The following is a 26600-nucleotide window of genomic DNA, read 5'->3' on the forward strand; positions in this document are numbered from 1 at the left end:
AGGGAATCGGGGGTTTTCCCCATACGTCCATATCGTTTCGGTCAACACTTCCCAAACAACTGTCCCTTGGGTAAAGCTGCGCTCGTCCGGCACTGAAATCTTCACTCCAAGGGATGCCGATGACCCTCACCCCCCGCAGACCCGTGGCCCGAATAGCCGTGGCCGCCGGTCTCGTCGCCGCGCTCTCCGCGGCCGGGCCGATACCCATGGCCTTCTCCGCCGACGCGCCGTCCCCGGGCTCCACGGCCCCCTCGGACGGCAGCGTCAAGTCCGCACAGAAAAAGCTCGGTTCAGACGACGCGGACCTGCTCGCCGAGGCCAAGGCCGACGGCGACAAGAACGTCACGATGATGATCGCCACCGCCCCGGGGCAGACCGAGCAGGTCGCCGGGCAGCTGGACGCGGTCAAGGGCGGCTCGGTCGGCCGGACGTACGACAAGCTCGGTTACGTCCGCGCCACCGTCCCCACCTCGAAGGCGGACGCGGCCATCGCCGCCGCCGCGAAGCTCTCCTCCGTGCACGGCATCGACCTGCGCGAGGAGATACCCCTGGACGACCCGAGCGCGACGAGCGGCTCCAAGTCGGCCTCGGGGGCGGCCAGTTACCCCGCGCCGGACAAGAACACGCCCGCCGAGAACCCGTACAACCCGTCCTTCGAGACGGGCGCCGTCGACTTCGTGGAGGACCACCCGAAGGCGGACGGCCGCGGCGTCACCATCGGCATCCTGGACTCCGGCGTCGACCTCGGCCACCCGGCGCTGCAGAAGACCACCACCGGTGAGCGGAAGATCGTCGACTGGGTGACGGCGACCGACCCGATCGTCGACAGCGACGCCACCTGGCGCCCGATGGTGACCTCCGTCTCCGGGCCCACCTTCACCTTCGGCGGCCGTACCTGGACGGCGCCCGCCGGTTCGTACCAGGTCAGCACCTTCAGCGAGGCCGCCACCGCGGGCGGCGACGCGAAGGGCGACGCCAACCGGGACGGGGACACCACGGACAAGTGGGGCGTCCTCTACGACGCCGCCGCCGGGACCGTCCGCGTCGACCTGAACAACAACTTCGACTTCAGCGACGACACGCCGATGAAGCCGTACAAGGACGGCTACCAGATCGGTTACTTCGGGACCGACAACCCGGCCACCGACGTCGTGGAGCGCCAGCCGTTCGTCGTGCAGATCCGCAAGGACGTGCCGATGGACCCGTACGGCGGCGACTGGGTCGGCAAGAAGGCCGACTTCGTCAACATCGGCGTCATCGAGTCCGAGCACGGCACGCACGTCGCCGGCATCACCGCCGCCAACGGCCTGTTCGGCGGGAAGATGAACGGCGCCGCCCCCGGCGCGAAGATCGTCTCCTCCCGTGCCTGCACCTGGACCGGCGGCTGCACCAATGTCGCGCTCACCGAGGGCATGATCGACCTCGTCGTGAACCGCGGTGTCGACATCGTCAACATGTCGATCGGCGGTCTCCCGGCGCTCAACGACGGCAACAACGCGCGCGCCGAGCTGTACACGCGGCTCATCGACACCTACGGCGTGCAGCTGGTGATCTCGGCGGGCAACTCCGGCCCGGGCGCGAACACCATCGGCGACCCGGGGCTGGCCGACAAGGTGATCTCCGTGGGCGCCGCCATCTCCAAGGCGACCTGGGCGTCCAACTACGGCTCGGTCGTGGAGAAGAAGTACGCGATGATGCCCTTCTCCTCCCGCGGCCCGCGTGAGGACGGCGGCTTCACGCCGACGCTCGTCGCGCCCGGTGCCGCCATCAACACCACCCAGACCTGGCTGCCGGGCTCCCCGGTCGCCGAGTCGGGTTACTCGCTGCCGGCCGGTTACTCCATGCTGCAGGGCACGTCCATGGCCTCCCCGCAGGCCACGGGCGCGAGCGCGCTGCTGCTGTCGGCCGCCAAGCAGAAGCACATCGAGCTCAAGCCCGCCACCCTGCGCACGGCTCTCACCTCGACCGCCCACCACATCAAGGGCGTTCAGGCCTACGAGGAGGGCGCGGGCCGCATCGACATCGTCGACGCCTGGGACGCGATCCGCGACGGCGCAACCGCGAATGACTACACCGTCAAGGCCCCGGTCGACACCGCGCTCGACCAGGCGCTGAAGACGCCGGGCTTCGGCACCGGTCTCTACGACCGTGAGGGCGGCCTCAAGGCGGGTGACAGGAAGACGTACGACGTCACGATCACCCGGACCACCGGCTCCGCCAAGTCCGTCTGGCACGAGCTGAGCATCGAGAACAACGCCGGTGACACCTTCCGGATCGTCGGCAAGGACTGGGTGAAGCTGCCGCTGAACCAGCCGGTGACCGTCAAGGTGCAGGCGAACCCGAGGTCCGCGGGCATCAAGAGCGCGATCCTCGACGTCGACGACCCGAGCACCGAGGGCGTCGACAAGCAGATCCTCGCCGCGGTCGTGGTCTCGACGCCGGTGAACTACACCTTCACGGCCTCGAACACGGTGCAGCGCAACAGCACCCAGTCGTACTTCGTGACCGTGCCGGCGGGCGCCAAGTCCCTCGAGGTCGCCATCGGCGGGCTGCAGGACAAGAGCCAGACCCGGTTCATCGCCATCCACCCGTACGGCACTCCGGTCGACACCACCTCCACCCCGAACTGCTACAACAACTACCTCGACGGCAACGGCTGCAAGCCCGACGTGCGTTCGTACGCGGACCCGCAGGCCGGCGTCTGGGAGATCGAGGTCGAGTCGCGCCGTACGTCGCCGCTGCTCGACAACCCGTACAAGCTGGACGTCGCCGTCCTCGGCGCGGCCTTCGACCCGCAGACCGTGACCGTCCCCGAGGCGAAGGTCGGCACCCCGGCCGCCGTCTCCTGGAAGGTGACGAACAAGCTCGCCGCGCTCGACGGCAAGCTGGTCGGCGGCCCGCTCGGCTCGTCCAAGACGGCCCGCCCGACCATCAAGGAGGGCGAGACGCAGACCACCACGGTCGAGGTGCCCGCGGGCGCCAAGTCGCTGGACGTCGCGATCGGCAACGTCTCCGACGCGTCCGCCGACCTCGACCTGGTGGTGAAGAACGCGGCCGGCACGGTCGTCGGCCAGTCCGCCGACGGCGACTCGGAGGAGGCCGTCTCGGTCGCCAACCCGGCCGCCGGCACGTACACCATCGAGGTCGCGGGCTACTCGGTCCCGTCCGGCTCCACGGCGTACGACTACCGGGACGTCTTCTTCTCCGCGTCCCTGGGCGCCGTCACCGTCGACGACTCGGCACCGGTCAAGCTCGGTACGGGCGACTCGGCGACCGTCTCCGGCAGCGTCACCGCCGCGGCGGCCGCTCCTGAGGGCCGGGAGTTCTTCGGCCAGGTCCAGCTGGTGAACGCACGCGGCACGGCCGCGGGCACCGGCAGCGTGAAGATCGAGAAGGTCACTCCGTAGCCAGTGGTACGGGAGTGAGGGCGGGCGTCCGTACGGGCGCCCGCCCTTTCCTGTCAGCGGGCCCGGTCAGCAGGTGACCTCGGCCGATTCGGGCAGCGCGCGAGCGAGCCCGGCGCGTTCGCGGGCGATCGACTTCTCGCCGACGATCACGTAGTCCGGGACGGCGGACTGCGGCGGGACGGACACCAGGATGTGGTCGCCCTTGTGGAGCGCCTTGCGGAGGGTCTCGTCCTCGATCAGCAGGGTGATCTCCTTCCTGGACTTCTCCGGCTTGTAGGAGCGGGTCACGTCCAGGGTGACCCGCTCCTGCCCGGCGCTCCCGTGGACCGGCTCCACCGCCCTCACCTCGCCCTCGGCGACCAGGCGGGTGCAGGAGAGGTAGCCGGGGCTGGAGAAGGCGGAGCCGGCCTCGGCGCTGCGGTCCGCCTTGGACGCCGCCGAGTCGGCGCTGCCGCCCGACATCGTGTCGACGCCGCTGTTCGCCTGCACCAGCAGCCAGCCCAGCCCCGACAGCACGGTCGCGACGGCGGCCACGGCGAGGGAGCCGAAGGCGAACCTGCGCGCCCGGCGCCAGTCCCGCGGCGCCCGCACCACGGCGGGTGTCCGCTCCGGGCGCGGCTCCTCGGCCAGCGCGTCCCCGATGATCCCGAGCTGCCGGCGCAGCAGCGCCACATCGGCCGTCGCCCTGCGGTGCTCGGCGGTGAAGGCGGCGTCCGCGCGGGCCTCCTCCGGCAGCTCCTCGCCGGTGATCGCGGCCATCAGCGCGTCGACGCCGTTGTGTTCGGCGGTCATCTCACACCACCTCGTCCTCGTGCAGGCGGGCGCGCAGGGCCCGTACCGCGGTGTGCAGCCTGCTCTTGACCGTGCCCTCCGGGATGCCGAGCTCGTCGGCTATCGAGCGGACGGGCAGGTCGGCGTAGAAGCGCAGGACGAGGACCTGGCGCTGGGCGTCGGGAAGCTCGTCGAGGCCCTGGGCGACGGCCAGGGAGAGCAGGCTGGTGTCCTCTCCCGACGGGTGCTCCAGCTGGCGCAGCGAGGCGAGCCGCTCACCGATCCGCTCCTGCCGTTTCTTGGCCCGGTGCCAGTCCATGGCCAGGTTGGAGGCGACGACGGCCGCCCATGCGGAGACGTCGCGCGGGGCCTCGTACCCCTTCGCGGCCCGCTCCAGCAGCCGCAGACGGACCTGCTGCACCCCGTCCGGCAGGTCCGTCTGCGGCACCCCGCCCAGTGCGAGCACCGCCCGCACCCGGCGTTCCTGAGCCGCGTCCAGAGGATCGCCATGATCGTCCCCCTGGCCACGGCGGGCCTTTCTGCGCAGCACAAGCCACCCCCTCACCGCGTTTCCTCTACGACGCCGCAGCGCCCGGAAACGTTCGGCCGATCCCGGGAAAATCGTCCAGAGGTGTACGTCACACCGTCCGGCAGTCCACTCCTCGGGCATGGAGCGCAAAGAATTGGACAGGCGGACCCCGGTCGGCCGCATGATGGAAAAGCCGCAGACATGCACGTACACGTGGAACACACACAGAGGGAGTCGCTGTGAGGGTCGGAATCGTCGGAGCCACCGGACAGGTCGGCACGGTCATGCGCAGGATCCTCACGGAGCGGAACTTCCCCGTCACCCAGCTGCGCCTGTTCGCCTCCGCGCGCTCGGCGGGCTCGGTCCTGGACGGTGTGACCGTGGAGGACGCGGCGACCGCCGACTACTCCGGCCTCGACATCGTGCTGTTCTCCGCGGGCGGCGCGACCTCGAAGGCGCTGGCCGAGAAGGTCGCCGCGCAGGGCCCCGTCGTGATCGACAACTCCTCGGCCTGGCGCAAGGACCCGCAGGTCCCGCTGGTCGTCTCCGAGGTGAACCCGCACGCGATCGCGGACCGCCCCAAGGGCATCATCGCCAACCCGAACTGCACGACGATGGCCGCGATGCCGGTCCTGAAGGTGCTGCACGCGGAGGCGGGCCTCGAGGCGCTGGTCGTCGCCACCTACCAGGCGGTGTCCGGCTCGGGTCTCGCGGGCGTCGCGGAGCTGCACGGCCAGGTGCAGAAGGTCGTCGCCGACGCCGACAAGCTCACGCACGACGGCGGCGCGGTCGACTTCCCGGAGCCCGGTGTCTACAAGCGCCCCATCGCCTTCAACGTCCTCCCCTTCGCGGGCAACCTCGTCGAGGACGGTCTGAACGAGACGGACGAGGAGCAGAAGCTCCGCAACGAGTCCCGCAAGATCCTGGAGATCCCCGAGCTCAAGGTCTCCGGCACCTGCGTCCGTGTCCCGGTCTTCTCGGGCCACTCCCTCCAGGTCAACGCCCGCTTCGCCCGCCCGATCTCCCCGGAGCGCGCCACGGAGCTGCTGGCGGGCGCCCCGGGCGTCGCGCTCTCCGACATCCCGACCCCCCTTCAGGCCGCCGGCCAGGACCCGTCCTACGTCGGCCGCATCCGCCGCGACGAGACGGTGGACAACGGCCTGGCCCTGTTCATCTCCAACGACAACCTCCGCAAGGGCGCGGCGCTCAACGCCGTGCAGATCGCGGAGCTGGTGGCTGCGGAGCTGAACTCCAAGGCCTCCTGACCTCGTAGAGGAAACAGCCGTACTCGACGGCCCGGACGTGGACGAGCGCCACTTCCGGGTCGTCGAACGCGTTACGGAAGGCTTCGTCGTCGGGCGCCTCGACCAGCTGCCCGCCCAGGATGTGCCCCTCGGCGGAGTAGCGGCGGACCGTGCGGTGGGCATCGTCGAAGGGGTGGCGGTCGCCGTCGGGGCCCGGGCACTCGTCCGCGTGGATGAAAACGGGCCCCTGCTCGTCGTAGGCCCCGGGCTCGGCGCCCGTCTCGGCCGCCCACCGGCGCAGGGGCGCGTACGACACGAGGGCGATGCGCTCCCCCGGCTCGCTGCGGCGCAGACAGCAGCGCAGCGGGGCGCCGCCCTCGTCGTCGGCCGCGGGGACCGTCGGACGGCCCGCGTCGTCGACGGCGCGCAGTTCCTCGAGGACGGACGGGGCGATGGGTCGTGCGGTGTACGTCGTCATGCGTCCAGGCTGGCGCGGGCGGGGCCGCGGGACCGGCGGGATTCGGACGTGGCGGTCCGGGTTGCTGACCGGCTGATCCATCGGGAAAACCCTCGTCGCCCTGCTCCCGGTCCCGTGGAAGGATGGCTGAACCCACACATGACGAGGAGATGACCGCGTGCCTGGCACAAACCTGACTCGCGAAGAGGCACAGCAGCGGGCGAAGCTGCTCACCGTTGACTCGTACGAGATCGATCTCGACCTCTCCGGCGCGCAGGAGGGCGGCACCTACCGGTCCGTGACGACGGTGCGTTTCGACGTGGCCGAAAACGGGGCCGAGTCCTTCATCGACCTGGTGGCCCCGACCGTCCACGAGGTGACGCTCAACGGCGACGACCTCGACCCCGCCGAGGTCTTCGAGGACTCGCGGATCGCCCTTCCGGGACTGCTCGAGGGGCGGAACATCCTGCGCGTGGTCGCCGACTGCGCCTACACCAACACCGGGGAGGGGCTGCACCGCTTCGTCGACCCGGTCGACCAGCAGGCCTATCTCTACACCCAGTTCGAGGTCCCGGACGCCCGCCGCGTGTTCGCGTCGTTCGAGCAGCCGGACCTCAAGGCGACCTTCCAGTTCACGGTGAAGGCGCCCTCCGGCTGGACCGTCATCTCCAACTCGCCGACGCCCGAGCCCAAGGACGACACCTGGGTCTTCGAGCCGACGCCGCGGATCTCGTCGTACATCACGGCGCTGATCGTCGGGCCGTACCACTCCGTGCACAGCGTGTACGAGAAGGACGGGCAGAGCGTGCCGCTGGGCATCTACTGCCGGCCCTCGCTCGCCGAGTTCCTCGACTCCGACGCCATCTTCGAGGTCACCCGGCAGGGCTTCGAGTGGTTCCAGGAGAAGTTCGACTACGCGTACCCGTTCAAGAAGTACGACCAGCTGTTCGTGCCGGAGTTCAACGCGGGCGCGATGGAGAACGCCGGTGCGGTGACCATCCGGGACCAGTACGTGTTCCGCTCCAAGGTCACCGACGCCTCGTACGAGCTGCGCGCGGAGACCATCCTGCACGAGCTGGCCCACATGTGGTTCGGCGACCTGGTCACCATGGAGTGGTGGAACGACCTGTGGCTGAACGAGTCGTTCGCCACCTACACCTCCATCGCCTGCCAGGCGCACCACCCCCAGTCGCGCTGGCCGCACTCCTGGACCTCGTTCGCCAACTCCATGAAGACGTGGGCCTACCGGCAGGACCAGCTGCCTTCCACGCACCCGATCATGGCCGAGATCCGCGATCTCGACGACGTGCTGGTGAACTTCGACGGCATCACCTACGCCAAGGGCGCCAGCGTCCTGAAGCAGCTTGTCGCCTACGTCGGCATGGACGAGTTCTTCGGCGGCGTGCAGGCGTACTTCAAGCGTCACGCGTACGGCAACACCCGCCTGTCCGACCTGCTGGGCGCGCTGGAGGAGACCTCCGGCCGGGACCTGAAGAACTGGTCGGAGAAGTGGCTCCAGACGGCGGGCATCAACGTGCTCCGCCCCGAGATCGAGACGGACGCCGCCGGCGTCGTCACCTCCTTCGCCATCCGCCAGGAGGCTCCCGCGCTCCCCGCGGGCGCCAAGGGCGAGCCGACGCTCCGCCCGCACCGCATCGCGGTCGGCCTCTACGAGCTCGACGAGGACAGCGGCAAGCTGGTCCGCGACGAGCGCATCGAGCTGGACGTCGACGGCGAGCTGACCGCCGTACCGCAGCTGGTGGGCAGGCGCCGCCCGGCCGTCGTCCTGCTCAACGACGACGACCTGTCGTACGCCAAGGTCCGCCTCGACGAGGAGTCCCTGGCGTTCGTCACCGAGCACCTGGGCGACTTCGAGTCCTCGCTCCCCCGTGCCCTGTGCTGGGCCTCGGCCTGGGACATGACGCGGGACGCGGAGCTCGCGACCCGCGACTACCTCTCGCTGGTCCTGTCGGGCATCGGCAAGGAGTCCGACATCGGTGTCGTGCAGTCGCTGCACCGCCAGGTGAAGCTGGCGATCGACCTGTACGCCGACCCGGCCGCCCGCGAGGCCCTGCTCAGCCGCTGGACCGACGCCACGCTGGCCCATCTGCGTGCGGCCGAGCCGAGCAGCGACCACCAGCTGGCCTGGGCGCGGGCGTTCGCGGCGACCGCGAGGACGCCGGAGCAGCTGGACCTGCTGGAGGCGCTCCTCGACGGTTCGCAGACGATCGAGGGCCTGGTCGTCGACACCGAGCTGCGCTGGGCGTTCGTGCACCGGCTGGCCGCGGTGGGCCGCTACGACGAGACGGAGATCGCCGGCGAGTACGAGCGGGACAAGACGGCCGCGGGCGAGCGCCATGCGGCCAGTGCCCGGGCCGCCCGGCCGACCGCGGAGGCGAAGGCGGAGGTCTGGGCGCAGGTCGTGGAGTCCGACAAGCTGCCGAACGCCGTCCAGGAGGCGGTCATCGGGGGCTTCGTCCAGACCGACCAGCGCGAGCTGCTCGCCCCGTACGCCGAGAAGTACTTCGAGGTGGTCAAGGACGTCTGGGACTCCCGCTCGCACGAGATCGCCCAGCAGATCGCGGTCGGTCTCTACCCGTCCGTCCAGGTCTCGCAGGAGACCCTGGACCGGACGGACGCCTGGCTGTCCTCCGCCGAGCCCGGCGCGGCCCTTCGCCGCCTCGTCTCCGAGTCCCGGTCGGGCGTGGAGCGGGCGCTGAAGGCGCAGGCTGCGGACGCGCAGGCGTAGTCACCCGCGGTCGTACGAGAACGAGGGCGCCCGGTGTCGCACCGGGCGCCCTTTCTCGTGTCCCCGCTCAGGTTCCGGTCCCCGTGCTCAGCGCGCGATCATCCCGCCCGTCACGTTGACGAACGTGCCGGTGATGCCGGCCGCATGGTCGGAGGCTACGAACACGGCCGTGGCGGCGACCTCGGCGAGGGTCGGGTTGCGGCGGGTCATGCGCATCCCGGCGAGGCCCTCGACGATGCCCTGGACGGCGGCCTCGTCGATGGCGGGGTTGACCGCGGAGAGCTTCTCGACGGTGAAGGTCTCGGGCACTCCGGCCGCCCACAGGCCCACCGCGCGCACCCCGCGGGGACCGCACTCCAGGGCCAGGTTGCGCACGAGCGTGTCGATGGCGGCGTCGGCGGGACCCGTGCCGCCCATCATCGGACTGCCGTGCGCGGAGCCGCTGTTGAGGGTGAGGATCACGCCGGAGCCGCGCTCGGCCATCCGGCGGGCCGCGCCGCGGGCGGTGATGAAGTTGGCGCGGACGCCGTTCAGAACCGGCCGCAGGAAGTCGTCCACGGGCAGGTCGGTGAGCGGGGCGCCCTGGACATCGCCGCGGGTGACGAGGTTGAACGAGATGTCGACGTCCCCGACGCCCGCGAGGTGCTCCTCGACGGCCGCCTCGTCGAGGGCGTCCATGACGGCGACCTCGGCGTCCTTGATGTCGGCGGCCACGGCCTCCAGCGTCTTTCGGGTCCGTCCGACCAGGTGGACGCGGGCGCCCTCGGCGGCGAAGGCGCGGGCGACCGCACCGCCGATCGAGCCGCCGGCGCCGTAGATGATCGCGGTCTTGTCGGTGAGCAGCATGGTGATCTCCTCGGTGGAGGTGTTCCGTATCGGTCGGCCATACAGACGCACCGCGCCCCGCTCACTCATCGGTCGTCACAGCCGCAGCGGCAGCCCGAAGGCCGGGAACAGATGCGGTTCGAAGGACGTGATCTCCACGATCCGGTCGTCGGCGTCGAAGCGCAGGACGTCGAGGACTTGGGCGCGGTGGACGTGCGTACCGGGTCTGCGGACGTAACCGCCCGCCGCGAGCTGCCCGTTGGCGCGGGCGGGCAGATGGCGCCAGTGGCCGAAGAACATGGGGGAGGCGGGGTCGAGGGTGGGGCGCAGGAAGTCGACGAGGGCGTCGCGGCCGGTGAACCAGAAGGGGTTGGGCGGCATGGTGAGCGTGACGTCCTTGCTGAGCAGGTCGGTCATCGCGGCGAAGTCGAGCTGCTCGGCTGCGGTCATGTACCGCTGCAGCACGGTGCGTTGGGCCTCCGTCGGCTCGCCCGCGCTCCACTCCGCGCGCTGCCCGGGCAGGTGGTCGCGGAGGGTGGGGCGGGCGCGCTGCAGGGCGCTGTTGGCGGAGGCCACGGTCAGGTCGAGGGCCTCGGCGGTCTCGGCGGCGGTGAGGCCCAGCACGTCCCGCAGGATCAGTACGGCCCGCTGGCGGGGCGGGAGGTGCTGGATGGCGGCGAGGAAGACCAGCTCCAGGGTCTCGCGGGAGACGGCGGCGACGTCCGGCCGGTCCTCCTCGGCCGTGGGCAGCTCGTCGTCCGGGTAGGGCTGGAGCCAGGTGATGCGGGCGGGTGCCTCGCCGGTGCCGTGGTTCATGCCGGGGATCGGCTCGTAGCGCTGCGGGCGGCGGGCGGTGCGGCGCTGGAAGTCCAGGCAGGCGTTGGTGGCGATGCGGTACAGCCAGGTGCGGGCGCCGGCGCGCCCCTCGAAGGACTCCCGGGCCCGCCAGGCCCGCAGGAACGTCTCCTGCACCAGGTCCTCGGCGTCGTCGTAGGAGCCCGTCATGCGGTAGCAGTGGACGTGGATCTCCCGGCGGTGGGACTCGGTGAGGGTGGCGAAGTCGGCCTCGGTGAGGGGGATTTCCGTAACGGCCTTCGCTGTTACGGAAGGCTCGGTGGGCCCCTGGGGCTCCTTCGCGGTCTCCCGGGCGGTCCGGGCGACCCGCCGCAGCCGCGCCACGGCGGCCGACAGGTCGGCCACCCCGGAGTACAGGACCGAGGGCGGCTGCGGCGTGAGTTCCTTGACCTGCCGCCCGATGTCGTCGATCAGGCCCTGCACACTGGCCCCCGTCCCGGCCCCCTGCCGCTCCCGGTACGCCTTCTGCCGGCACGCGGCCGAGCAGTACACGGAGCTCCGGCCGGTGCGGCCCGCCCGAGCGGGGAGCACTTTGCCGCAGCTGGCACAGGCGTCGGCGACCACGGGCACCTCCGGGGTGGTGAAGGCATTGCGTCACACGGGGACGGTGTGACGCTACCGCGATACGGGGCCGAGGGGGCCTGTTGTCACACCGATACGGACGGCTGGGCGAGACAGCTACGCGCCACCCCGCGAAACGCGTGCCACCACCGACCCGAGAGGGCGGAAGCGACCACCGGTCACGCCGGTGCGGACGGTCGGGTGAGGTGGGTGCGGGCGATCTTGCGGAATGCGGAGACCAGGCGGCGGCGGTCGTCGGCGCGGGTGGCGAGGGCGACCTGGCTGGGCTCCACGCCGTGCAGCGGGATCGCGGTGACGTCGGGGCGCAGGCGGACGCCGGTCGGGTAGGCCGTGACGACCAGGGCCTCCCCAGCGGCGACGACCTCGAACTTGTCCTCCAGGTCCAGGATCTCGGGGCCGTCCGGCACCGGGCGGCCGTCCGGCCGGGGTTCCAGGCGCCAGAAGGACGCCCAGGCGGGGTCGGCGCCGGTGATGCGGGGCATCGGTTCGTCCGCGATGTCGTCGACGGTGACGGACTCCTTGCCGGCCAGCCGGTGGTCGACGGGGACCACCACGGCCCTGGGCTCGTCGTAGAGGACGGTCACCTCCAACTGGTCGGTGGCGAAGGGCAGTCGGGTCACCACGGCGTCCACCCGGCGTTCGAGCAGAGCGGCGCGCGCCCCGTCCCAGCGCAGATGCCGGCTGCGTACGTCGGCGTCCGGATGCCTGCGCCGCAGCTCGCGCACGGCCGAGGTGACGATCAGGCCGCTGGTGAAGCCGACGGTGAACCGGCTGGGCTCGGCGGCGGCCCGGGCCTCGGCCGCGGCCTGCTCGGCGGCGCCCAGGAGCGCCCGCGCACGCGGCAGGAACACCTCGCCGGCCTCGGTGAGCCGGGTGCCGCGCGGGGTGCGGTCCAGCAGCCGGGCGCCGAGCTGGTGCTCCAGGGCCGCGATCTGCCGGCTGAGGGACGGCTGGGTGATGTGCAGGGCCTGGGCGGCCCGCCCGAAGTGGCGGTGCTCGGCCACGGCCGTGAAGTACCGGACCAGACGCAGGTCGAGGTCAGCCATGACATCCACCTTACTCACCTGCGGTGATGCCTGAACCGTATTGCGCCATGCGGAACAGGCTTTGGACGCGGCCACCGTGCCCTTCGGAGGATGGAGGCACATCCACTCACCACCCTCGAAGGGCTGCACCATGCGCGTATTCGTCACGGGCGCGACCGGTTTCATCGGCTCCGCGGTCGTCCGCGAACTCCTCGACGCCGGGCACCGGGTCACGGGGCTGGCCCGCTCGGACTCCTCCGCCGCGGCGCTGACGGCCGCGGGGGCCGAAGTGCGGCGCGGCTCGCTGGACGACTTGGAGAGCCTGCGCGAGGGGGCGGCCGCGGCCGACGGCGTCGCTCACTTCGCCTTCATCCACGACTTCTCGGCCGACTTCGACTTCGCCGCCGCGTGCGCGGCCGACCTGCGGGCCATCGAGGCGATCGGGGCGGCGCTGGAGGGCTCCGACAAGCCCTTCGTGATGTCCTCCGGCACGGCGCTGCTGCAGCCGGGCAGGCTCAACACCGAGGAGGACACGGCCCCGCCGGAGTCGTTCGGGGCGGTCCGCGCGCGGAACGAGGACGCGGCCGTGGCGCTGGCCGACCGCGGGGTCAGGTCGGCGGCCGTCCGGTTCTCCCCCACCGTGCACGGCCGGGGGGACAAGGGCTTCGTCTCGATGCTGATCGCCATCGCCCGCGAGAAGGGCTTCGCGGCCTACGTCGGTGACGGCGCCAACCGCTGGCCCGCCGTGCACCGCACGGACGCGGCACACCTGGTCCGCCTCGCCCTGGAGTCGGCGCCCGCGGGCACCCGTCTGCACGCCGTGGCCGAAGAGAGCGTCCCGTTCCGCGACATCGCCGCCGTCATCGGCCGTCACCTGGACCTCCCGGTCAGGAGCATCACCGCCGAGGAGGCACCCGCCCACTTCGGCTGGCTGGCCCGCATCGTCGGCCTCGACGCACCGGCCTCGAACACGCTGACCCGCAAGTGGCTCGGCTGGGAGCCGACGGGCCCCGGTCTGATCGAGGATCTGGAGGAGGGGCACTACTTCAGCGCGTGACGGCCGGCGCCCCTTCGGCAAGCTCCCCCGCCACCTCCCGCAGCATCCCGAGCACCCGCCCCACGGCCGCCCCTTCCCCGGCCCCTTTCCGTACGGCCGCCACCACGTGCCGCCGGGGCCGGTCCTCCGTCAGCTCCCGCATCGCGACGCCCTCCCTCCCCACGACCGCCATCCGCGGCACCAGCGCGACCCCCATTCCCGCCTCCACCATCGCCAGGATCGCCGTCCACCCGGCCGCCGAATGACCCTGCACGGGGCTGAACCCGGCCGCCTCGCAGGCCCCGCGGGTGATGTCCGACCAGGGCCCGCTGCCGCCGAAGATCCACGGCTCCCCGGCGAGGTCGGCCAGCCGCAGCCCCTCGGCGGCGGCGAGCCGGTGGTCGCGGGGCAGGGCGAGGTCGAGGGGGTCGGCGAGCAGCGGGATGCGGGTGAAGCGGGGGTCGGCGGCGGTCGGGGCCTGGGCGGCGAGGGAGAGCGCGAGGTCGACGTCACCGGCGGCCAGCAGCTCGTACGCCTCCCCCGCCTCCGCCTCCCGCACCCGTACGGTCACGCCGGGGTGCCGGGTGCGCAGCGCCCGTACCGCGGGCACGACCAGCGCCGGTACGGCCGTGGAGAAGGCGCCGACCCGCACCTCACCGGCCTCGCCCTGCGTGTAGGCCGCCAACTCGGCGTCGGCGCGCTCCAGTTGCTCGAACACGGCCTCCGCGTGCCGCAGCACCAGCCGCGCCGCGTCCGTCAGCCGCACCCGCCGCCCCTGCGCCTCCAGCAGGGGCACCCCGACCTGCCTGGCCAGGTTGGTCAGCTGCTGGGACACCGCGGAGGGCGTCATCCGCAGCGCCTCGGCGGTCGCGGTGACCGTCTCCCGCTCCCTGAGCGTCCGCAGGATCTGCAGCTTCCGGATGTCCCACTCGACCATGGCGGCAACCTATACGGCGGCTCCCAGCACCACCCCGCCGAGGATCAGCGCCATGCACAGCAGCTGCTCCGGGCCCACCCGTTCGCCGAGCACGGCCCAGGACAACAGGGCCACGCACACCGGCTGGAGGTAATAGACGACACCCGCGCGGGCCGCGCCGACCAGGGCGATCGCCTTGTTCCAGGCGAAGAAGGCGACGGCGGAGGAGGCGATACCGACGTAGAGGAGCGGGAGGACGGTTCCGGGCGTCGGGGTGAAGGCGCCCTGCACCACCACGCTCACGGTCTGCGCGGGCAGCAGCATCGCCGTACCGAACAGGAAGGTGGTGAACAGGAAGGCCGTACCGCCGAGTTCGGCCGGCCCGCGCCGCAGGAGGGCACTGTAGGACCCGAAGCAGCAGGCGGCGGCGATCATCCAGAGGTCACCGGAGGCGAGACCCGTCGCATCGCCGACCAGGAGCGCCACCCCGGCGCATGCCATCAGCAGCCCGGCGACCCGGCGCCTGCCCGGCCGTACGCCTCCTGCCCGCTCGAACACCACCATCAGGACCGGTGAGGCGGCCATGATCATGCCCATGTTGGCGGCCGGGGTGGTCAACCCGGCCTGGTTCACGAGGGTGTTGTAGGCCGCGACCCCGAGGAGCGAGGCGAGCAGCACGAAGCCGAGGTGACGCCGGATCACCTGCCGTTGCCGCCAGGCCTGCCGGACCCCGAACGGCGCCACCGCCACCAACGCGACCACCCACCGCCAGAACGCCTGCTGCACGGGCGGCACGCTGTCGTGCAGCGCCCGTGAGGTGACGAAGCTGCCCGACCAGACGACGGTGGCGAGGGCGGCGAGGGCGAGGCCTCGCAGTGAGCGGGCGGTGAGGGCGGGGGCGGTCCGGTCGAGGGCGACGGCCACGGAGGTCCTTTCTGCGACGGGTGATCTCGGTGGATCTACCGTCGCAGCGACACACCTGTCAGGTCCATCGAATCTTTTCGACCGTTCATTTCAGCAGAACTGAACGATTGGGGTTGAGCGGACCTTGTCGTCTGCCCCGCCACCGTCGCGCCGAACGCGAGCGCCATGCCCGCGAGTTGGACCGGGGTGAGCGCCTGGCCGAGTGCCGCCCACCCGACCACGGCCGCGGTCAGTGGGGAGAGCGGGCCGAGGAAGGTGACCTGGGTGGCGGTGAGGCGGCCGATGCCCCGGAACCAGAGCCAGTAGGCGACGGCCGTGTTGGCGAGGGCGAGGTAGAGGTAGCCGCCGACCGCGCGGGCGTCCAGGGCGGGCGGGGCGCCCTCGACGAGGAGGGCGAGCGGGGCGATGAGCAGCCCGCCGGCCGTCAGTTGCCAGCCGGTGAGGGCGAGCGGACCCACACCCGCCGGGCGCCCCCACTTCTTGGTCAGCACCGTGCCGGTGGACATCGACGCGGACGAGGCGAGGGCGGCCAGCACACCGACGGGGTCGAGCGCTCCGGCCGCCTTCAGTACGACGAGACTCACGCCGAACGCCGCCACGACCCCGGCGAGCAGCGCCCGCCCCGTCGGCCGCTGCCCCAGCAGCAGCGCCGACAGCCCCACCACGAACAGCGGCCCGACCGAGCCGACGACGGCCGCCATGCCGCCGGGCAGCCGGTACGCGGACAGGAACAGCAGCGGGAAGAAGGCACCGATGTTCAGCGCACCGAGCACGGCCGCCTTCCACCACCAGGCACCGCGCGGCAGCACCCGGGTGAGGGCCAGCAGGAGCAGGCCGGCGGGCAGGGCTCGCGCCAGGGCGGTGAACAGGGGCCGGTCGGCCGGGAGGAACTGGGTGGTGACGGCGTAGGTGGTGCCCCAGGAGACGGGAGCGAGGGCGGTGAGCAGAACGGTCGCGGTCCGTTTCATGACCGGGTTCCTTCGGGGTGGCGGGAGGTGCGGATCGGATGCGCCCTCGGCGACGAGCGCCAGGAGCCTGACGACGACTGGATTAGCTTGGCAGTGATTAGCTTAGCGCTAAGCAACTTTCCGTCAAGCTACTTTCTTGCGAGGCACTCTGCGCCCGCGGATACTCGGGACATGAGTGCACAGCGCAAGGACGCGGTCGACGCGATCACCGAGCAGTGGGCGGGGGTGCGACCGGATCTCGACACCAGGGCCATGGAGGTCTTCGGGCGGATCTACCGCCTCTCCCGCACCATGGGCGACCGCATGGAGAAGGCGTACGCCCCCTACGGCATCGGACGCGGCGAGTTCGACGTCCTGGCGACCCTGCGCCGCTCAGGGGAGCCGTACGCCCTCTCGCCCCGCCAGCTCTCGGCGACCCTGATGCTCACCACGGGCGGCATGACCGGCCGCCTCGACAAGCTGGAAAGGGCCGGCCTCCTGCGCCGCTCCCCCGACCCGCACGACCGCCGGGCCCTCCAGGTGACGCTCACCGAGAAGGGGTTGGCGGTCATCGACGAGGCGGTCGGCGCCGGCCTGGCCGTCCAGACGGAGGCCCTGTCCACCATGAACGACGAACAGGCCGGCCAACTGGCCGACCTGCTGCGGGAGTTGCTGGCGGGGACGCTGGAGGCCGGACAGTGAGCCCACGTATTTGGGCACTGGACCGGGCGACGGCGCACTAACCCACGTACCGGGCCACGGCGTCCTCGATCCGCGCCGTGTCCGCCGAGTCCGCCGCCCAGGCCACGTACCCGTCGGGGCGGACCAGGACGGTCGTCCGCCGGTCGCTCGCCCAGCGCTGCACGGCCAGCCGGTCCTTGCGGGCGCCCTGGTCCTCGTAGGACTCCGGGGTGATCAGTACGAACCTGCCGCCGCGCAGGGTCTCGTAGAGGCGGCCGCCTTCCAGGGCGACGTCCGGGACGCGGGTGCCGGTGCGGCGGTGGGCGCCGCGGGGGGCGGGGTAGCGGTAGCCGATCCCCGTGATCTGGCCGACCGCCCTACGCCGGGCCGGGCCCACGGTGTTGAGGAAGGCGGTGAGTGCGGCCCGCAGCGCCAGTTCCCAGGGGCGCTTGGCCATCGCGAGGCGGACGATGCCGCCGCTGCTGCGCAGCACGGCCTTGCCGACGGGGTGGCGCTCGGCCTGGTAGCTGTCGAGGAGGGCCGCGTCCGAGTGGCCCTGGACGACGGCGGCCAGCTTCCAGCTCAGGTTGGCCGCGTCCTGCAGACCGGTGTTCATGCCCTGGCCGCCGGCCGGGGTGTGGACGTGCGCGGCGTCCCCCGCGAGGAAGACACGGCCCACCCGGTAGGCGGGCGCCTGGCGTTCGTCGCTGTGGAAGCGGGACATCCAGCGGGCGTCGTGCATGCCGTAGTCCCGGCCGAGGGCGAGTCGGGTGACCTCCTTGACCTCGTCGAGGTCGAGGGGCTCGCCGTCGGGGACGTCGCGGGCGCGGTTCCAGGCGATCACGCGGTGGTAGCCGTCGCCGAAGGGCGCGAGGAAGGCGAAGGCGTCGCCGACCGCGTTGACGGTCAGCAGGTTCTCGGGCTCCTCGGCGAGACGTACGTCCGCGAGGACGACGGAGCGGATGGCGGAGCGGCCGGGGAAGGGGAGCCCGATCGCTTCGCGCACGGCGCTGCGCATGCCGTCGGTGCCGACGACATACGCGGCCCGCAGACTGCCGGCGGCCCCGCCGGGTCCGCGGACCTCCGTCACGCCGTCCGCGTCCTGGACGAGCCCGGTCAGCTCGGTCTCGTACCGGAAGTCCACGCCGGCCTCGACGGCGCGCCGTTGCAGGGCCTTCTCCACCTCGTACTGCGGGATGACGAGGAGGTGGTTGAAGCGGGATCGGAGCGTGGAGAGTTCGATGGTGAGGCGGCCGAAGAGGCGGAGGCTGTCGAGGGGGCGGCCGACGGCCTCCAGGCCGTCGGCGAGACCGCGGGCGTCGAGCTGCTCGAGGGTGCGGGCGTGCAGGACGAAGGCGCGGGAGAGATTGCTGATCTTGTGCGGGCGCAACACTTGTTGGCGAACAGGTGTTGGCCTACGCTCGTTGGCGTGAACGGCAGCAACAGCAGAAGCACAGGTTCCGACAGCGGCGCCCGGCGCCGTTCCGACGCCACCCGTGAGGCGATCCTCACGGCGGCCCGCGAGCGCTTCGCCGCCGACGGCTACGAGCGCGCCACCATCCGCGCCATCGCCAAGGACGCGAACATCGACCCGTCCATGGTGATGCGCTACTACGGCAACAAGGAGGGCCTGTTCGCGGCGGCCGTCTCCGTCGATCTGCGGCTGCCCGACGTGGCCGGGCTGCCCCGGCAGGACGTCGGCCGCGCCCTCGTGGCGCACTTCCTCGACACCTGGGAGGAGAACGAGGTGCTCACCGCGCTGCTGCGGGTCGGCGCGACCAACCAGGCCGGGGCCGAGCGCATGCAGGGCATCTTCCGGGACCAGGTGCTGCCGGTGGCCCGGCAGGTGTGCCCGGACCCCGAGCAGGTACCGGCGCGGGCCGCACTGGGGGCGACACAGCTGCTGGGGCTGGCGCTGACCCGTTACGTGCTGCGGATCCCGCCCGTGGTGGCGCTGCCCCGCGAGGAGATCGTGGCGTGGCTCGCGCCCACCCTGCAGCGGTATCTGACGGCGCCGAGCCCGTGAGAACACAGCGGGGGCGTCGGCCTCACCGTGCGTACGGTGAGGCCGACGCCCCCGGGAAACGTGAGGTCAGGCCTTCGCCTTGGCCTTCGGCCGGCGGTCCTTGGACTTGTCCAGCACCATCACCAGGCCCGCGATGACCGCGAACAGGGCCACAGGAGCCAGGACGTAGAGGCCCAGCGTCTCGCCGACGCTCAGGCCATTGCCGGGGTCGTCGCCGTCGTCGCGGATCAGCGCGGAGGCGGGGGACGACATGAGCAGCATCATCAGCGTCGTACCGGCGGCCAGGGCGCCGGCGCGCAGGGCGTTCTTCTTGTCCACGCTGTCAAAAGTATCGAACGACGATTGGGGTCGCTCGTTCGGGGGTGCCCTACGCGAGCAGTGCCCCCCTCACCCCGGCCCTCCCGTCCGCAGTACGTCGAGCAGCGCATGCAGTCGCGGGGAGCCGGCCAGTTCCTCCAGAGTCACCGGGCGGCCCTCCGCGTCCGCGATCGGCAGTCGCCAGTTCGGGTACTGGTCCCAGGTGCCCGGGAGGTTCTGCGGGCGGCGGTCGCCGATCGTATCGGGGAGCCAGACGCCGATCATGCGGGACGGGGTGCGCAGCAGGAAGCGGTGGACCGCCTGGATCTCGGCCTCCTCCTCCGACACGCCGTGCGCGCCGCCGGTGCCGTGCAGCAGGCCGAGGCGGGCGAGCAGGCCCAGCCACTCCCCCGTGTCGTTGGCCGCCTCCGCGCGCTCCTCCTCCAGCGGACGGGTCAACAGGCCCAGGCGGTCGCGGAGTTCCACGTGTTCGCCGGTGAGACGGGCGGCGGTGGGCGGCAGGTCGTGGGTGGTGGCGGTGGCGAGGCAGTCGGAGCGCCAGGCCTCGGGCGGCAGCGGCTGTCCGTCGCCCTCCCAGTCCCGCTCGAACCACAGCACCGAGGTGCCGAGCACCCCCCGCTCGCGCAGCGTCTCCCGCACCCCCGGCTCGACCGTTCCCAGGTCCTCGCCGATGACGATAGACCCGGCACGCGAGGCCTCCAGCACGAGGATCGCGAGCATGGCCTCGGCGTCGTAGCGGACGTAGGTGCCCTGTGTGGGCGGATGCCCCTGGGGCACCCACCAGAGGCGGAACAGGCCCATGACGTGGTCGATGCGCAGAGCGCCGGCGTAGCGGAAGAGGGCCTTCAGCAGGCGGCGGTAGGGCGCGTAGCCGGACTCGGCGAGGCGGTCCGGTCGCCAGGGCGGCAGGCCCCAGTCCTGGCCGCGCGCGTTGAAGGCGTCCGGCGGTGCGCCCACCGACATCCCGGCGGCGAAGTACTCCTGCTGCGCCCAGGCGTCGGCACCGCCGGGGTGCACGCCGACCGCCAGGTCGTGCACGATCCCCACCGGCATCCCGGCCTCGCGCGCGGCGCGCTGGGCGTCGGTGAGCTGGGCGTCGGTGAGCCAGGCGAGCCGGGAGTGGAAGTCGACGCGGTCCATCAGCTCCCGGCGGGCGCGGGCCGTTTCCGCCGAGCGCGGGTCCCTCAGCGGTGCGGGCCAGCGGCTCCAGTCGGAGCCGTGCACCTCGGCCAGGGCGTACCAGGTGGCGTGGTCCTCCAGGGCCTCGCCCTGCTCGGCGAGGAAGTCCACGTACGCGGCGCGCCGTCCGGGCCCGAGCTCCACCTCGCGGACCAGCTCCAGCGCCTCCCGCTTGAGCTCCCACACCGCGTCCCGGTCGATCAACGCGCCCTTCTCCAGGACCGCTTCCCGCAGTTCGGCCGCGCGCCCGAGCAGCGCTCGCACCCGCTCCCGGTCCTCGACATGGGCGTATTCGGGGATGTCCTCGACGCGCAGGTGCACGGGGTCGGGGAAGCGGCGGGAGGAGGGGCGGTACGGGGAGGGGTCGGTGGGGGCGCCGGGCACCGCCGCGTGCAGCGGGTTGACCTGGATGAACCCCGCGCCGAGCGCACGGCCGGCCCAGGCGGCGAGTTCGGCGAGGTCACCGAGATCGCCCATGCCCCAGGAGCGCCGGGAGAGCAGGGAGTAGAGCTGGACGAGCAGGCCGTACGAGCGGGTGGTGGGGGTCGGCAGCCGGGGCGGGGCGACGACGAGGTGGGCCTCGGCGCTGCGGCCGTCGGGGGCGGTGGCCGTCAACCGGTGGACGCCGGGCGGGAGTTGCTCGGCCGAGGACCGGGTCTCGCCCTGCTCGGTCTCGATGCTCAGCCGGGTGCCGGCCGGGAGGGCCGCGAGGGCGGAGGACTCTGTGCCGCTCCACTGGACCACCGTCGGCGGCAGCAGCCGTTCGCTCAGCTGCCGCTCGCGGGCGGCGAGCGCGGCACGGGTCAGGTCGTCGGTGCTCGCGTCGACGCCGAGGGCGGCGAGGGCGCGGGTGACTGCGGTGGCGGAGGCCGCGACCGTGCGGTCCGGGGAGGGGCTGTAGGAGGTGGCGACGCCGTGCAGCGCGGCGAGCCGGGACAGCTCCTCGGAGGGCGGGTCGGCCGACCCCTGCGCCGTCACTAGTGCCTCGGAGCGTCCGGCTCGGGGGCCACCGCCTCGCTGGTCAGGGGTGCGGCGTCGGCGAGCGGCGGCTCACTGGTGAGGGGCTCGGCCTCGGGCAGCGGCGGTTCGCTGGTCAGCGGGGTCTCGGCGCAGGCGCCCTCCGCACTGAAGACGCAGAAGTGCGGTTCGGGGTCGAGGGACGGCAGCTGCGCCACGGGTTTGGAAAGGGGGTAAGCCGGTGCGGCCACGGGGGCCTCCTTGTCGAGTACGCAAGAGGTTGCGGGTTAACGCAGCCCTACCCACCGGACGCGGCGGCAGACGTACCGAAAGGGACTACGTGCCTCTCCTCACATTCTGCGTCAACTCCAGGGCTCCGCGGCGGCAACTATTCACTCAGTACATGTATCGAGTGCATAATGATCGCCATGAGCACCCGCCACATCCTGCTGGGGCTGCTCGCTTCGGGGCCGAGCCATGGCTACGACCTGAAGCGGCGGCACGACGAACGTTTCCCGCAGGCCCGTCCGCTGGCCTACGGGCAGGTCTACACGACCCTGCAGCGCCTGGTCCGGGACGGCCTCGCGGAGGTCGAGGGCACCGACTCGGACGGCGGCCCGGAACGGACGACGTACCGCTCGACCGACGACGGGGCGCGTGAACTGGCCAAATGGGCCGGGGAGATCGCCCCGCCGGCCCCCTTCGTGACGAACGAGATCTTCGCCAAGGTCGTCGTCTCGATCCTCTCCGGCGGTGACGCGGAGGCCTATCTGGCCGCCCAGCGCGCCGCACACATGCAACGGATGCGGGAGCTCACGGCGGTCAAGACGGCGCCCGGCGCCGATCTCGCGACCGTGCTCTCGGCGGACTACGCCCTCAACCATCTCGACGCCGACCTCCGCTGGATGACCACGACGGCGGCCCGGCTCACCACCCTGACCGCGGAGGTCGACGCAGCATGAGCAACGGGGACAGCCCAGACAGCACGGTGCCGCTCCTGGTGGCCCGTGACCTCACCAAGGCGCACGGCAGGACCGAGGCGCTGCGCGGCGCCTCGGTGGAGCTGCGGGCCGGCGAGATCCTCGCCGTGACAGGCACCAGCGGCAGCGGGAAGTCCACGCTGCTGCACTGCCTGGCCGGCATCGTCCGCCCGGACGCCGGCTCGGTGACGTACGACGGGCAGCGGCTCGACCAGCTGTCGGAGAAGCGGCTGAGCGAGCTGCGCCGCAGCGACTTCGGAGTGGTGTTCCAGTTCGGGCAGCTGATTCCGGAGCTGACGGCGCTGGACAACGTGGCGCTTCCGCTGATGCTCGCGGGCGCCGCCCGCAAGGACGCCCAGGCGGCGGCCGGCGAGTGGCTGGAACGGTTCGGCGTAGCGGGGCAGGAGGCGCTGCGGCCCGGCGAGATGAGCGGCGGCCAGGCCCAGCGGACGGCACTGGCGCGGGCCCTGGTCACCGGGCCCAAGGTCGTCTTCGCCGACGAGCCGACCGGTGCGCTGGACTCCCTGGCGACCGAGCAGGTGATGACGTCCCTGGTCCACACGGCGCGCGAGGCGGGCACGGCGGTCCTGCTGATCACGCACGACGCCCAGGTGGCGGCGTACGCGTACCGCGAGGTGCGGCTGAACGACGGGACCGTGGCGGCGGCGGGGGTGACGGCGTGAGGGCACGGTGCAAAAAGGCGTACCGGACCGCGAAAGCCGACCTCCGTCTGGCCTGGCTGCTCACCCGGGGTTCGGACCGCCGCGAGGGGTGGCGCGTGCTGCTCACCGCCGTCGGCGCGGCCCTGGCGACCGGGCTGGGGCTGGTGATCGCCGCGCTGCTGTCGCTGGACGGACAGCTCACCGTGTCCGTGGGCGGCGGTCTACTCGACCAGCCCGGCACCCGTATCGGCGTGATCTTCGCATTGCTGATGCTGTTCATCCCCGTGCTCGGGTTCCTCGGCCAGTGCGCCCGGATCGGCGCCGTGCACCGGGACCGCAGACTTGCCGCGCTGCGGCTGGCGGGGGCCACACCCGCTCAGGTGCGGCGGATCGCGGCGCTGGAGTCGGGGCTCGCGTGTCTGGTGGGTTCGGCTGTGGCCACGGCGGTCTCGGTGCCGGCCCTGCTGCGGCTGTGGCACAGCCCCGCCCCCCTGGCCTGGGCGGGCATCGCCGTGGTGGCGGTCGGGGTGCCGGTGCTGGGCGCGGCCGTGAGCGCGCTGGTGCTGCGCCGTGTGGTGACCTCGCCGCTGGGGCGGATACGGCGGCTGCGGCCTGCCGAGGGTCCGGGGCGGATGTTCCGGGTGGCGACCGCGGCGCTCGCACTGGCGGTGGTGTACATCGTGACCGTCCCCTTCTTCGATGACGTCCCCTTCGAGTTCGCGCTCGCCCCGCTCACCGTGTTCGTGGTGTGCCTGCTGGTCGGCGCGGTGGCGGTGTGGCTGACCGGGGCATCGGCGCGGCAGCTGGGCGAGGGGCTCACCGCCCGCGCCAAGAGCCCCGCGGTGCTGATCGCGGCGGGACGGCTGCGCGACGACCCGTGGGCGGCGGCCCGCACCCATGCCGCGGTGCTGCTGGTGACGGTGGCGGCCTCGGGCTTCGCGGGCATCCGGCAGGTCCTGCTGTCGCAGCTGCACTCCCCGCACGGGGACTACGCCGAAAGCAACGGGTTCTACGAGAACGGTCTGAACCTGACCGGCGCCGCGATCCTCGTCGCCCTCGCGCTGCTGCTGACCGCGCTCGCCGTGGGCACCGCCGAGTCCGTCGCCACCCGGCGCCGGGGCCTCGCCGCACAGGCCGCCGCCGGGGTGCCGCACGGCGTACTGGCCCGGGCGCTGCTGCTGGAGACCGCGGTGCCGCTGGCACCCGCGATCGCGGTGGCGGGCCTCGGCGGCACGGTGATCAGCTTCTGGTACGGCTCGATCGCCTCGGAGCACCTGGCACTGCCGGTGCCGTACGCCGCGCTCCTGGTCCCGCTCGCCGTGTACCCGGCCTGTCTGCTGGCGGCGGCCACCTCGCTGCCGCTGCTGCGCCGCTCGGTCCGCCCCGCGGAGCTGCGCTACGCATGACTGTCCGGCTCCGGGAGTACGGGGGACTCCCGGAGTCGGATCGCTGTGACCGCAGGCCCCGTCACCGGGGGTGTGCGAAGGCCCGGATCGTCAGGCGGAAATGCCGTCGATCCGGGCCATGGCGTCCTCCGCGCCGTACGGCTGCAAGTACGGCAGCCAGCGCGGGTCCCTATGGCCGGTGCCGATGATCCGCCAGGCCAGGCCGGTGGGTGGAGCGGGTTTGTGGCGCAGCCGCCAGCCGATCTCGAACAGGTGTCGGTCGGCCTTCACGTGGTTGCAGCGGCGGCAGGACGCCACCACGTTGTCCCAGACGTGTTTGCCCCCGCGGCTGCGCGGGATGACGTGGTCGACGCTGGTTGCGACGCCACCGCAGTACATGCACCGGCCCCCGTCGCGCGCGAAGAGCGCCCGCCGGGTAAGAGGAACGGGCCCCCGATAGGGAACCCGGACGAATCGCTTGAGCCGGACCACGCTGGGTGCGGGGACTGTGACGGTTGCGCTGTGCATGAAGGCGCCGGATTCCTCCAGGGAGACAGCCTTGTTCTCCAGGACGAGGACGAGCGCGCGGCGGAGCGGTACGACGCCGAGTGGCTCGTACGACGCGTTGAGGACCAGGACATGCGGCACGGATGCCTCCTTGGGCGTCGGCGGCGCGTGGCTCGCGCCGGGACGATCTGTAGTCAGTCTCCCCTCTTGCCTGGTGGAAGCGCCACCATGTCCCGGTAACGGGCTGGGAGTGTTTTCGACCACATCTGATTCATCCCCCGGAGAGGCAGCTGTTTATCCCACCTGCTCAACCCGGGTGGGCACGGTCTCTCCTCAGAAGATGGCGAGGATTCGCACACCATGCCCCGATAGTGTGGTGGGCCTGCCGTCCCGGTGACCTTTTCGTGACCTTGACCTTGACCGAGTCGACGTTCGGGACGGCAGACCGTTGCACCTGGAGGTACCTGCCGTGTCCTTGCCCGCCGTCCTACTGGCCGCCGGTTCGTCGCCGTCGCCGACCCCCTCGGAGTCGACGACCCCGGCGGTCCCCACGCTCCAGGACGCCCAGCAGAGCGCGACCAACGCCGCCAGCTGGGTCGAGCAGAACTGGTCCACGTGGCTCGCGATCGGACTCAGGGTCCTGTTGATCCTGGTGATCGCCGGGGTGCTCAGAGCGGTCGTGCAGCGGGCGATCACCAAGCTGATAGACCGGATGACCCGCACCGCCGAGGCCGTCGACGGCACCTCGCTGGCCGGCCTCCTGGTGAACAACGAGCGCCGCCGCCAGCGTTCCCAGGCGATCGGCTCGGTGCTGCGCTCGGTGGCGTCCTTCGTGATCCTCGGCACCGCGGCCCTGATGGTCCTGGCCGCGTTCCAGATCAACCTGGCCCCGCTGCTCGCCTCGGCCGGTGTCGCGGGCGTGGCGATCGGTTTCGGCGCCCGCAACCTGGTCACGGACTTCCTCTCCGGTGTCTTCATGATCCTGGAGGACCAGTACGGCGTCGGCGACTCGATCGACGCGGGCGTTGCCTCCGGCGAGGTGATCGAGGTCGGCCTGCGCGTGACGAAGCTGCGCGGCGCGAGCGGCGAGATCTGGTACGTCCGCAACGGCGAGGTCAAGCGGATCGGCAACCTCTCCCAGGGCTGGGCGACGGCCGGCGTGGACGTGACGGTGAAGGCGAACGAGGACCTGGACCGGCTGAAGTCCACCCTCGACGAGGTGGCCGAGAAGATGAGCGCGGAGGAGCCCTGGAACGAGCTCCTGTGGAGCCCGATCGAGGTCCTCGGCCTGGACAGCGTGCTGCTGGACTCGATGGTGGTCCGCGTCTCCGCCAAGACGATGCCCGGCAAGTCCCTCACCGTCGAACGCGAGCTGCGCTGGCGCATCAAGCGCGCCTTCGACGCGGCGAACATCCGCATCGTGGGCGGCGCGACGGCCCCGGCGGACGAGGAGGAGGCCGCGGACCCGGCGGCGGCGGTCGCGGCCCCGTCGGTGCTCTCCAACCCCGACTCCCCGCAGTCCGAGGCGGCATCACCGCTCGTCCAGCAGCGGCCGGCCGTGAAGTAGCAGCAGGGGCCGGCCCCCACCCGCTTCCACCCGCCCCCGAGGTAACGAGTCTGTTGCCTCGGGGGCGATTT

24 protein-coding genes are annotated in these 26600 nt (G+C 72.1%); 10 read left to right on the plus strand and 14 right to left on the minus strand.

The genetic code is table 11. The annotated features are described in order from the left end of the window. The first annotated feature begins 119 nt into the window (after window positions 1–119). The gene (locus tag ABT254_RS26330; protein ID WP_351474765.1) at window positions 120–3407 is read left to right on the plus strand and encodes a S8 family serine peptidase; all 3288 of its coding nucleotides are present in this window, start codon (window positions 120–122) and stop codon (window positions 3405–3407) included. Window positions 3408–3473: 66 nt separating this feature from the next. Here ABT254_RS26330 and ABT254_RS26335 read toward each other — a convergent pair whose 3' ends face one another. Further along, a complete protein-coding gene (locus ABT254_RS26335; RefSeq protein ID WP_351474768.1) occupies window positions 3474–4199 on the minus strand; it encodes an anti-sigma factor in 726 nt (241 codons plus the stop codon). Between the two features lies 1 nt (window position 4200). Beyond that, on the minus strand, window positions 4201–4728 hold the full coding sequence (locus tag ABT254_RS26340; RefSeq protein WP_351475243.1) for an RNA polymerase sigma factor: 528 nt from the start codon (window positions 4726–4728) through the stop codon (window positions 4201–4203). 218 nt (window positions 4729–4946) lie between these two features. Between ABT254_RS26340 and ABT254_RS26345 the strand changes: the two genes are divergently transcribed. Continuing rightward, entirely contained in the window at window positions 4947–5972 is a 1026-nt protein-coding gene (locus tag ABT254_RS26345; protein ID WP_351474771.1) for an aspartate-semialdehyde dehydrogenase, read from the plus strand. Here ABT254_RS26345 and ABT254_RS26350 read toward each other — a convergent pair. Then, on the minus strand, window positions 5914–6429 hold the full coding sequence (locus ABT254_RS26350) for a DUF1203 domain-containing protein (protein WP_351474774.1): 516 nt from the start codon (window positions 6427–6429) through the stop codon (window positions 5914–5916). The two genes, ABT254_RS26345 and ABT254_RS26350, sit on opposite strands and share 59 nt — an antisense overlap. 157 nt (window positions 6430–6586) lie before the next feature. Here ABT254_RS26350 and pepN point away from each other — a divergent pair, with 157 nt between their 5' ends. Then, window positions 6587–9157, plus strand: a complete 2571-nt coding sequence (gene pepN / locus ABT254_RS26355) for an aminopeptidase N (RefSeq protein ID WP_351474777.1) — start codon at window positions 6587–6589, stop codon at window positions 9155–9157. A gap of 87 nt (window positions 9158–9244) precedes the next feature. On the opposite strand, the gene ABT254_RS26360 is transcribed toward pepN, so the two are convergent. The 3 genes from ABT254_RS26360 to ABT254_RS26370 form a co-directional block, all read right to left on the minus strand. Continuing rightward, complete coding sequence (locus ABT254_RS26360; protein ID WP_351474780.1) at window positions 9245–10003, minus strand: SDR family NAD(P)-dependent oxidoreductase; 759 nt, start codon at window positions 10001–10003, stop codon at window positions 9245–9247. Window positions 10004–10078: 75 nt separating this feature from the next. After that, a complete protein-coding gene (locus ABT254_RS26365; protein WP_502972044.1) occupies window positions 10079–11407 on the minus strand; it encodes a sigma-70 family RNA polymerase sigma factor in 1329 nt (442 codons plus the stop codon). Window positions 11408–11577: 170 nt separating this feature from the next. Next, on the minus strand, window positions 11578–12465 hold the full coding sequence (locus ABT254_RS26370; RefSeq protein WP_351474782.1) for a LysR family transcriptional regulator: 888 nt from the start codon (window positions 12463–12465) through the stop codon (window positions 11578–11580). 130 nt (window positions 12466–12595) lie between these two features. Between ABT254_RS26370 and ABT254_RS26375 the strand changes: the two genes are divergently transcribed. Continuing rightward, window positions 12596–13501 carry an SDR family oxidoreductase gene (locus ABT254_RS26375; protein ID WP_351474784.1) on the plus strand — a complete coding sequence of 302 codons (906 nt, stop codon included), beginning with the start codon at window positions 12596–12598 and terminating at the stop codon, window positions 13499–13501. On the opposite strand, the gene ABT254_RS26380 is transcribed toward ABT254_RS26375, so the two are convergent. From ABT254_RS26380 to ABT254_RS26390, 3 genes are read right to left on the minus strand one after another with little or no spacing between them, the layout of a single operon-like run. Beyond that, window positions 13491–14417, minus strand: coding sequence for a LysR substrate-binding domain-containing protein (locus tag ABT254_RS26380; RefSeq protein ID WP_351474787.1), 927 nt, complete (start codon window positions 14415–14417; stop codon window positions 13491–13493). The genes ABT254_RS26375 and ABT254_RS26380 overlap by 11 nt on opposite strands. Window positions 14418–14426: 9 nt before the next feature. Next, window positions 14427–15320 (minus strand): DMT family transporter, encoded by an 894-nt coding sequence (locus ABT254_RS26385; RefSeq protein ID WP_351474789.1) that lies wholly within the window; start codon window positions 15318–15320, stop codon window positions 14427–14429. 35 nt (window positions 15321–15355) lie between these two features. After that, complete coding sequence (locus tag ABT254_RS26390) at window positions 15356–16288, minus strand: EamA family transporter (protein ID WP_351474793.1); 933 nt, start codon at window positions 16286–16288, stop codon at window positions 15356–15358. A gap of 171 nt (window positions 16289–16459) precedes the next feature. On the opposite strand from ABT254_RS26390, the gene ABT254_RS26395 reads away from it, so the two are divergent. Further along, a complete protein-coding gene (locus ABT254_RS26395; RefSeq protein WP_351474796.1) occupies window positions 16460–16969 on the plus strand; it encodes a MarR family winged helix-turn-helix transcriptional regulator in 510 nt (169 codons plus the stop codon). 37 nt (window positions 16970–17006) lie between these two features. On the opposite strand, the gene ABT254_RS26400 is transcribed toward ABT254_RS26395, so the two are convergent. Next, window positions 17007–18341: an FAD-dependent monooxygenase gene (locus ABT254_RS26400; RefSeq protein ID WP_351474799.1), complete on the minus strand. Its 1335-nt coding sequence runs from the start codon at window positions 18339–18341 to the stop codon at window positions 17007–17009. Window positions 18342–18377: 36 nt separating this feature from the next. Here ABT254_RS26400 and ABT254_RS26405 point away from each other — a divergent pair, with 36 nt between their 5' ends. After that, window positions 18378–18974 carry a TetR/AcrR family transcriptional regulator gene (locus tag ABT254_RS26405; RefSeq protein ID WP_351474802.1) on the plus strand — a complete coding sequence of 199 codons (597 nt, stop codon included), beginning with the start codon at window positions 18378–18380 and terminating at the stop codon, window positions 18972–18974. Between the two features lie 66 nt (window positions 18975–19040). Here ABT254_RS26405 and ABT254_RS26410 read toward each other — a convergent pair whose 3' ends face one another. The 3 genes from ABT254_RS26410 to ABT254_RS26420 form a co-directional block, all read right to left on the minus strand. Next, complete coding sequence (locus ABT254_RS26410; RefSeq protein WP_351474805.1) at window positions 19041–19292, minus strand: hypothetical protein; 252 nt, start codon at window positions 19290–19292, stop codon at window positions 19041–19043. A 69-nt stretch (window positions 19293–19361) separates the two neighbouring features. Then, complete coding sequence (gene malQ / locus ABT254_RS26415; RefSeq protein WP_351474807.1) at window positions 19362–21449, minus strand: 4-alpha-glucanotransferase; 2088 nt, start codon at window positions 21447–21449, stop codon at window positions 19362–19364. Further along, window positions 21449–21679, minus strand: coding sequence for a hypothetical protein (locus tag ABT254_RS26420; protein WP_450701117.1), 231 nt, complete (start codon window positions 21677–21679; stop codon window positions 21449–21451). The genes malQ and ABT254_RS26420 overlap by 1 nt, the downstream gene beginning before the upstream one ends. 177 nt (window positions 21680–21856) lie before the next feature. Between ABT254_RS26420 and ABT254_RS26425 the strand changes: the two genes are divergently transcribed. The 3 genes from ABT254_RS26425 to ABT254_RS26435 are packed head-to-tail and all read left to right on the plus strand — an operon-like array spanning window position 21857 to window position 24476. Then, complete coding sequence (locus ABT254_RS26425; RefSeq protein WP_351474810.1) at window positions 21857–22390, plus strand: PadR family transcriptional regulator; 534 nt, start codon at window positions 21857–21859, stop codon at window positions 22388–22390. Further along, on the plus strand, window positions 22387–23091 hold the full coding sequence (locus tag ABT254_RS26430) for an ABC transporter ATP-binding protein (protein WP_351474814.1): 705 nt from the start codon (window positions 22387–22389) through the stop codon (window positions 23089–23091). Before ABT254_RS26425 ends, ABT254_RS26430 begins: the two co-directional genes overlap by 4 nt. Then, window positions 23088–24476, plus strand: a complete 1389-nt coding sequence (locus tag ABT254_RS26435; RefSeq protein ID WP_351474817.1) for an FtsX-like permease family protein — start codon at window positions 23088–23090, stop codon at window positions 24474–24476. The genes ABT254_RS26430 and ABT254_RS26435 overlap by 4 nt, the downstream gene beginning before the upstream one ends. A 90-nt stretch (window positions 24477–24566) precedes the next feature. On the opposite strand, the gene ABT254_RS26440 is transcribed toward ABT254_RS26435, so the two are convergent. Then, window positions 24567–25103: an HNH endonuclease gene (locus ABT254_RS26440; protein WP_020116449.1), complete on the minus strand. Its 537-nt coding sequence runs from the start codon at window positions 25101–25103 to the stop codon at window positions 24567–24569. 328 nt (window positions 25104–25431) lie between these two features. Here ABT254_RS26440 and ABT254_RS26445 point away from each other — a divergent pair, with 328 nt between their 5' ends. Then, window positions 25432–26529 carry a mechanosensitive ion channel family protein gene (locus tag ABT254_RS26445; protein WP_351474820.1) on the plus strand — a complete coding sequence of 366 codons (1098 nt, stop codon included), beginning with the start codon at window positions 25432–25434 and terminating at the stop codon, window positions 26527–26529. Window positions 26530–26600: the final 71 nt, after the last annotated feature.

The organism is Streptomyces sp. NPDC001137 (assembly GCF_040298885.1).
Taxonomy (GTDB): domain Bacteria; phylum Actinomycetota; class Actinomycetes; order Streptomycetales; family Streptomycetaceae; genus Streptomyces.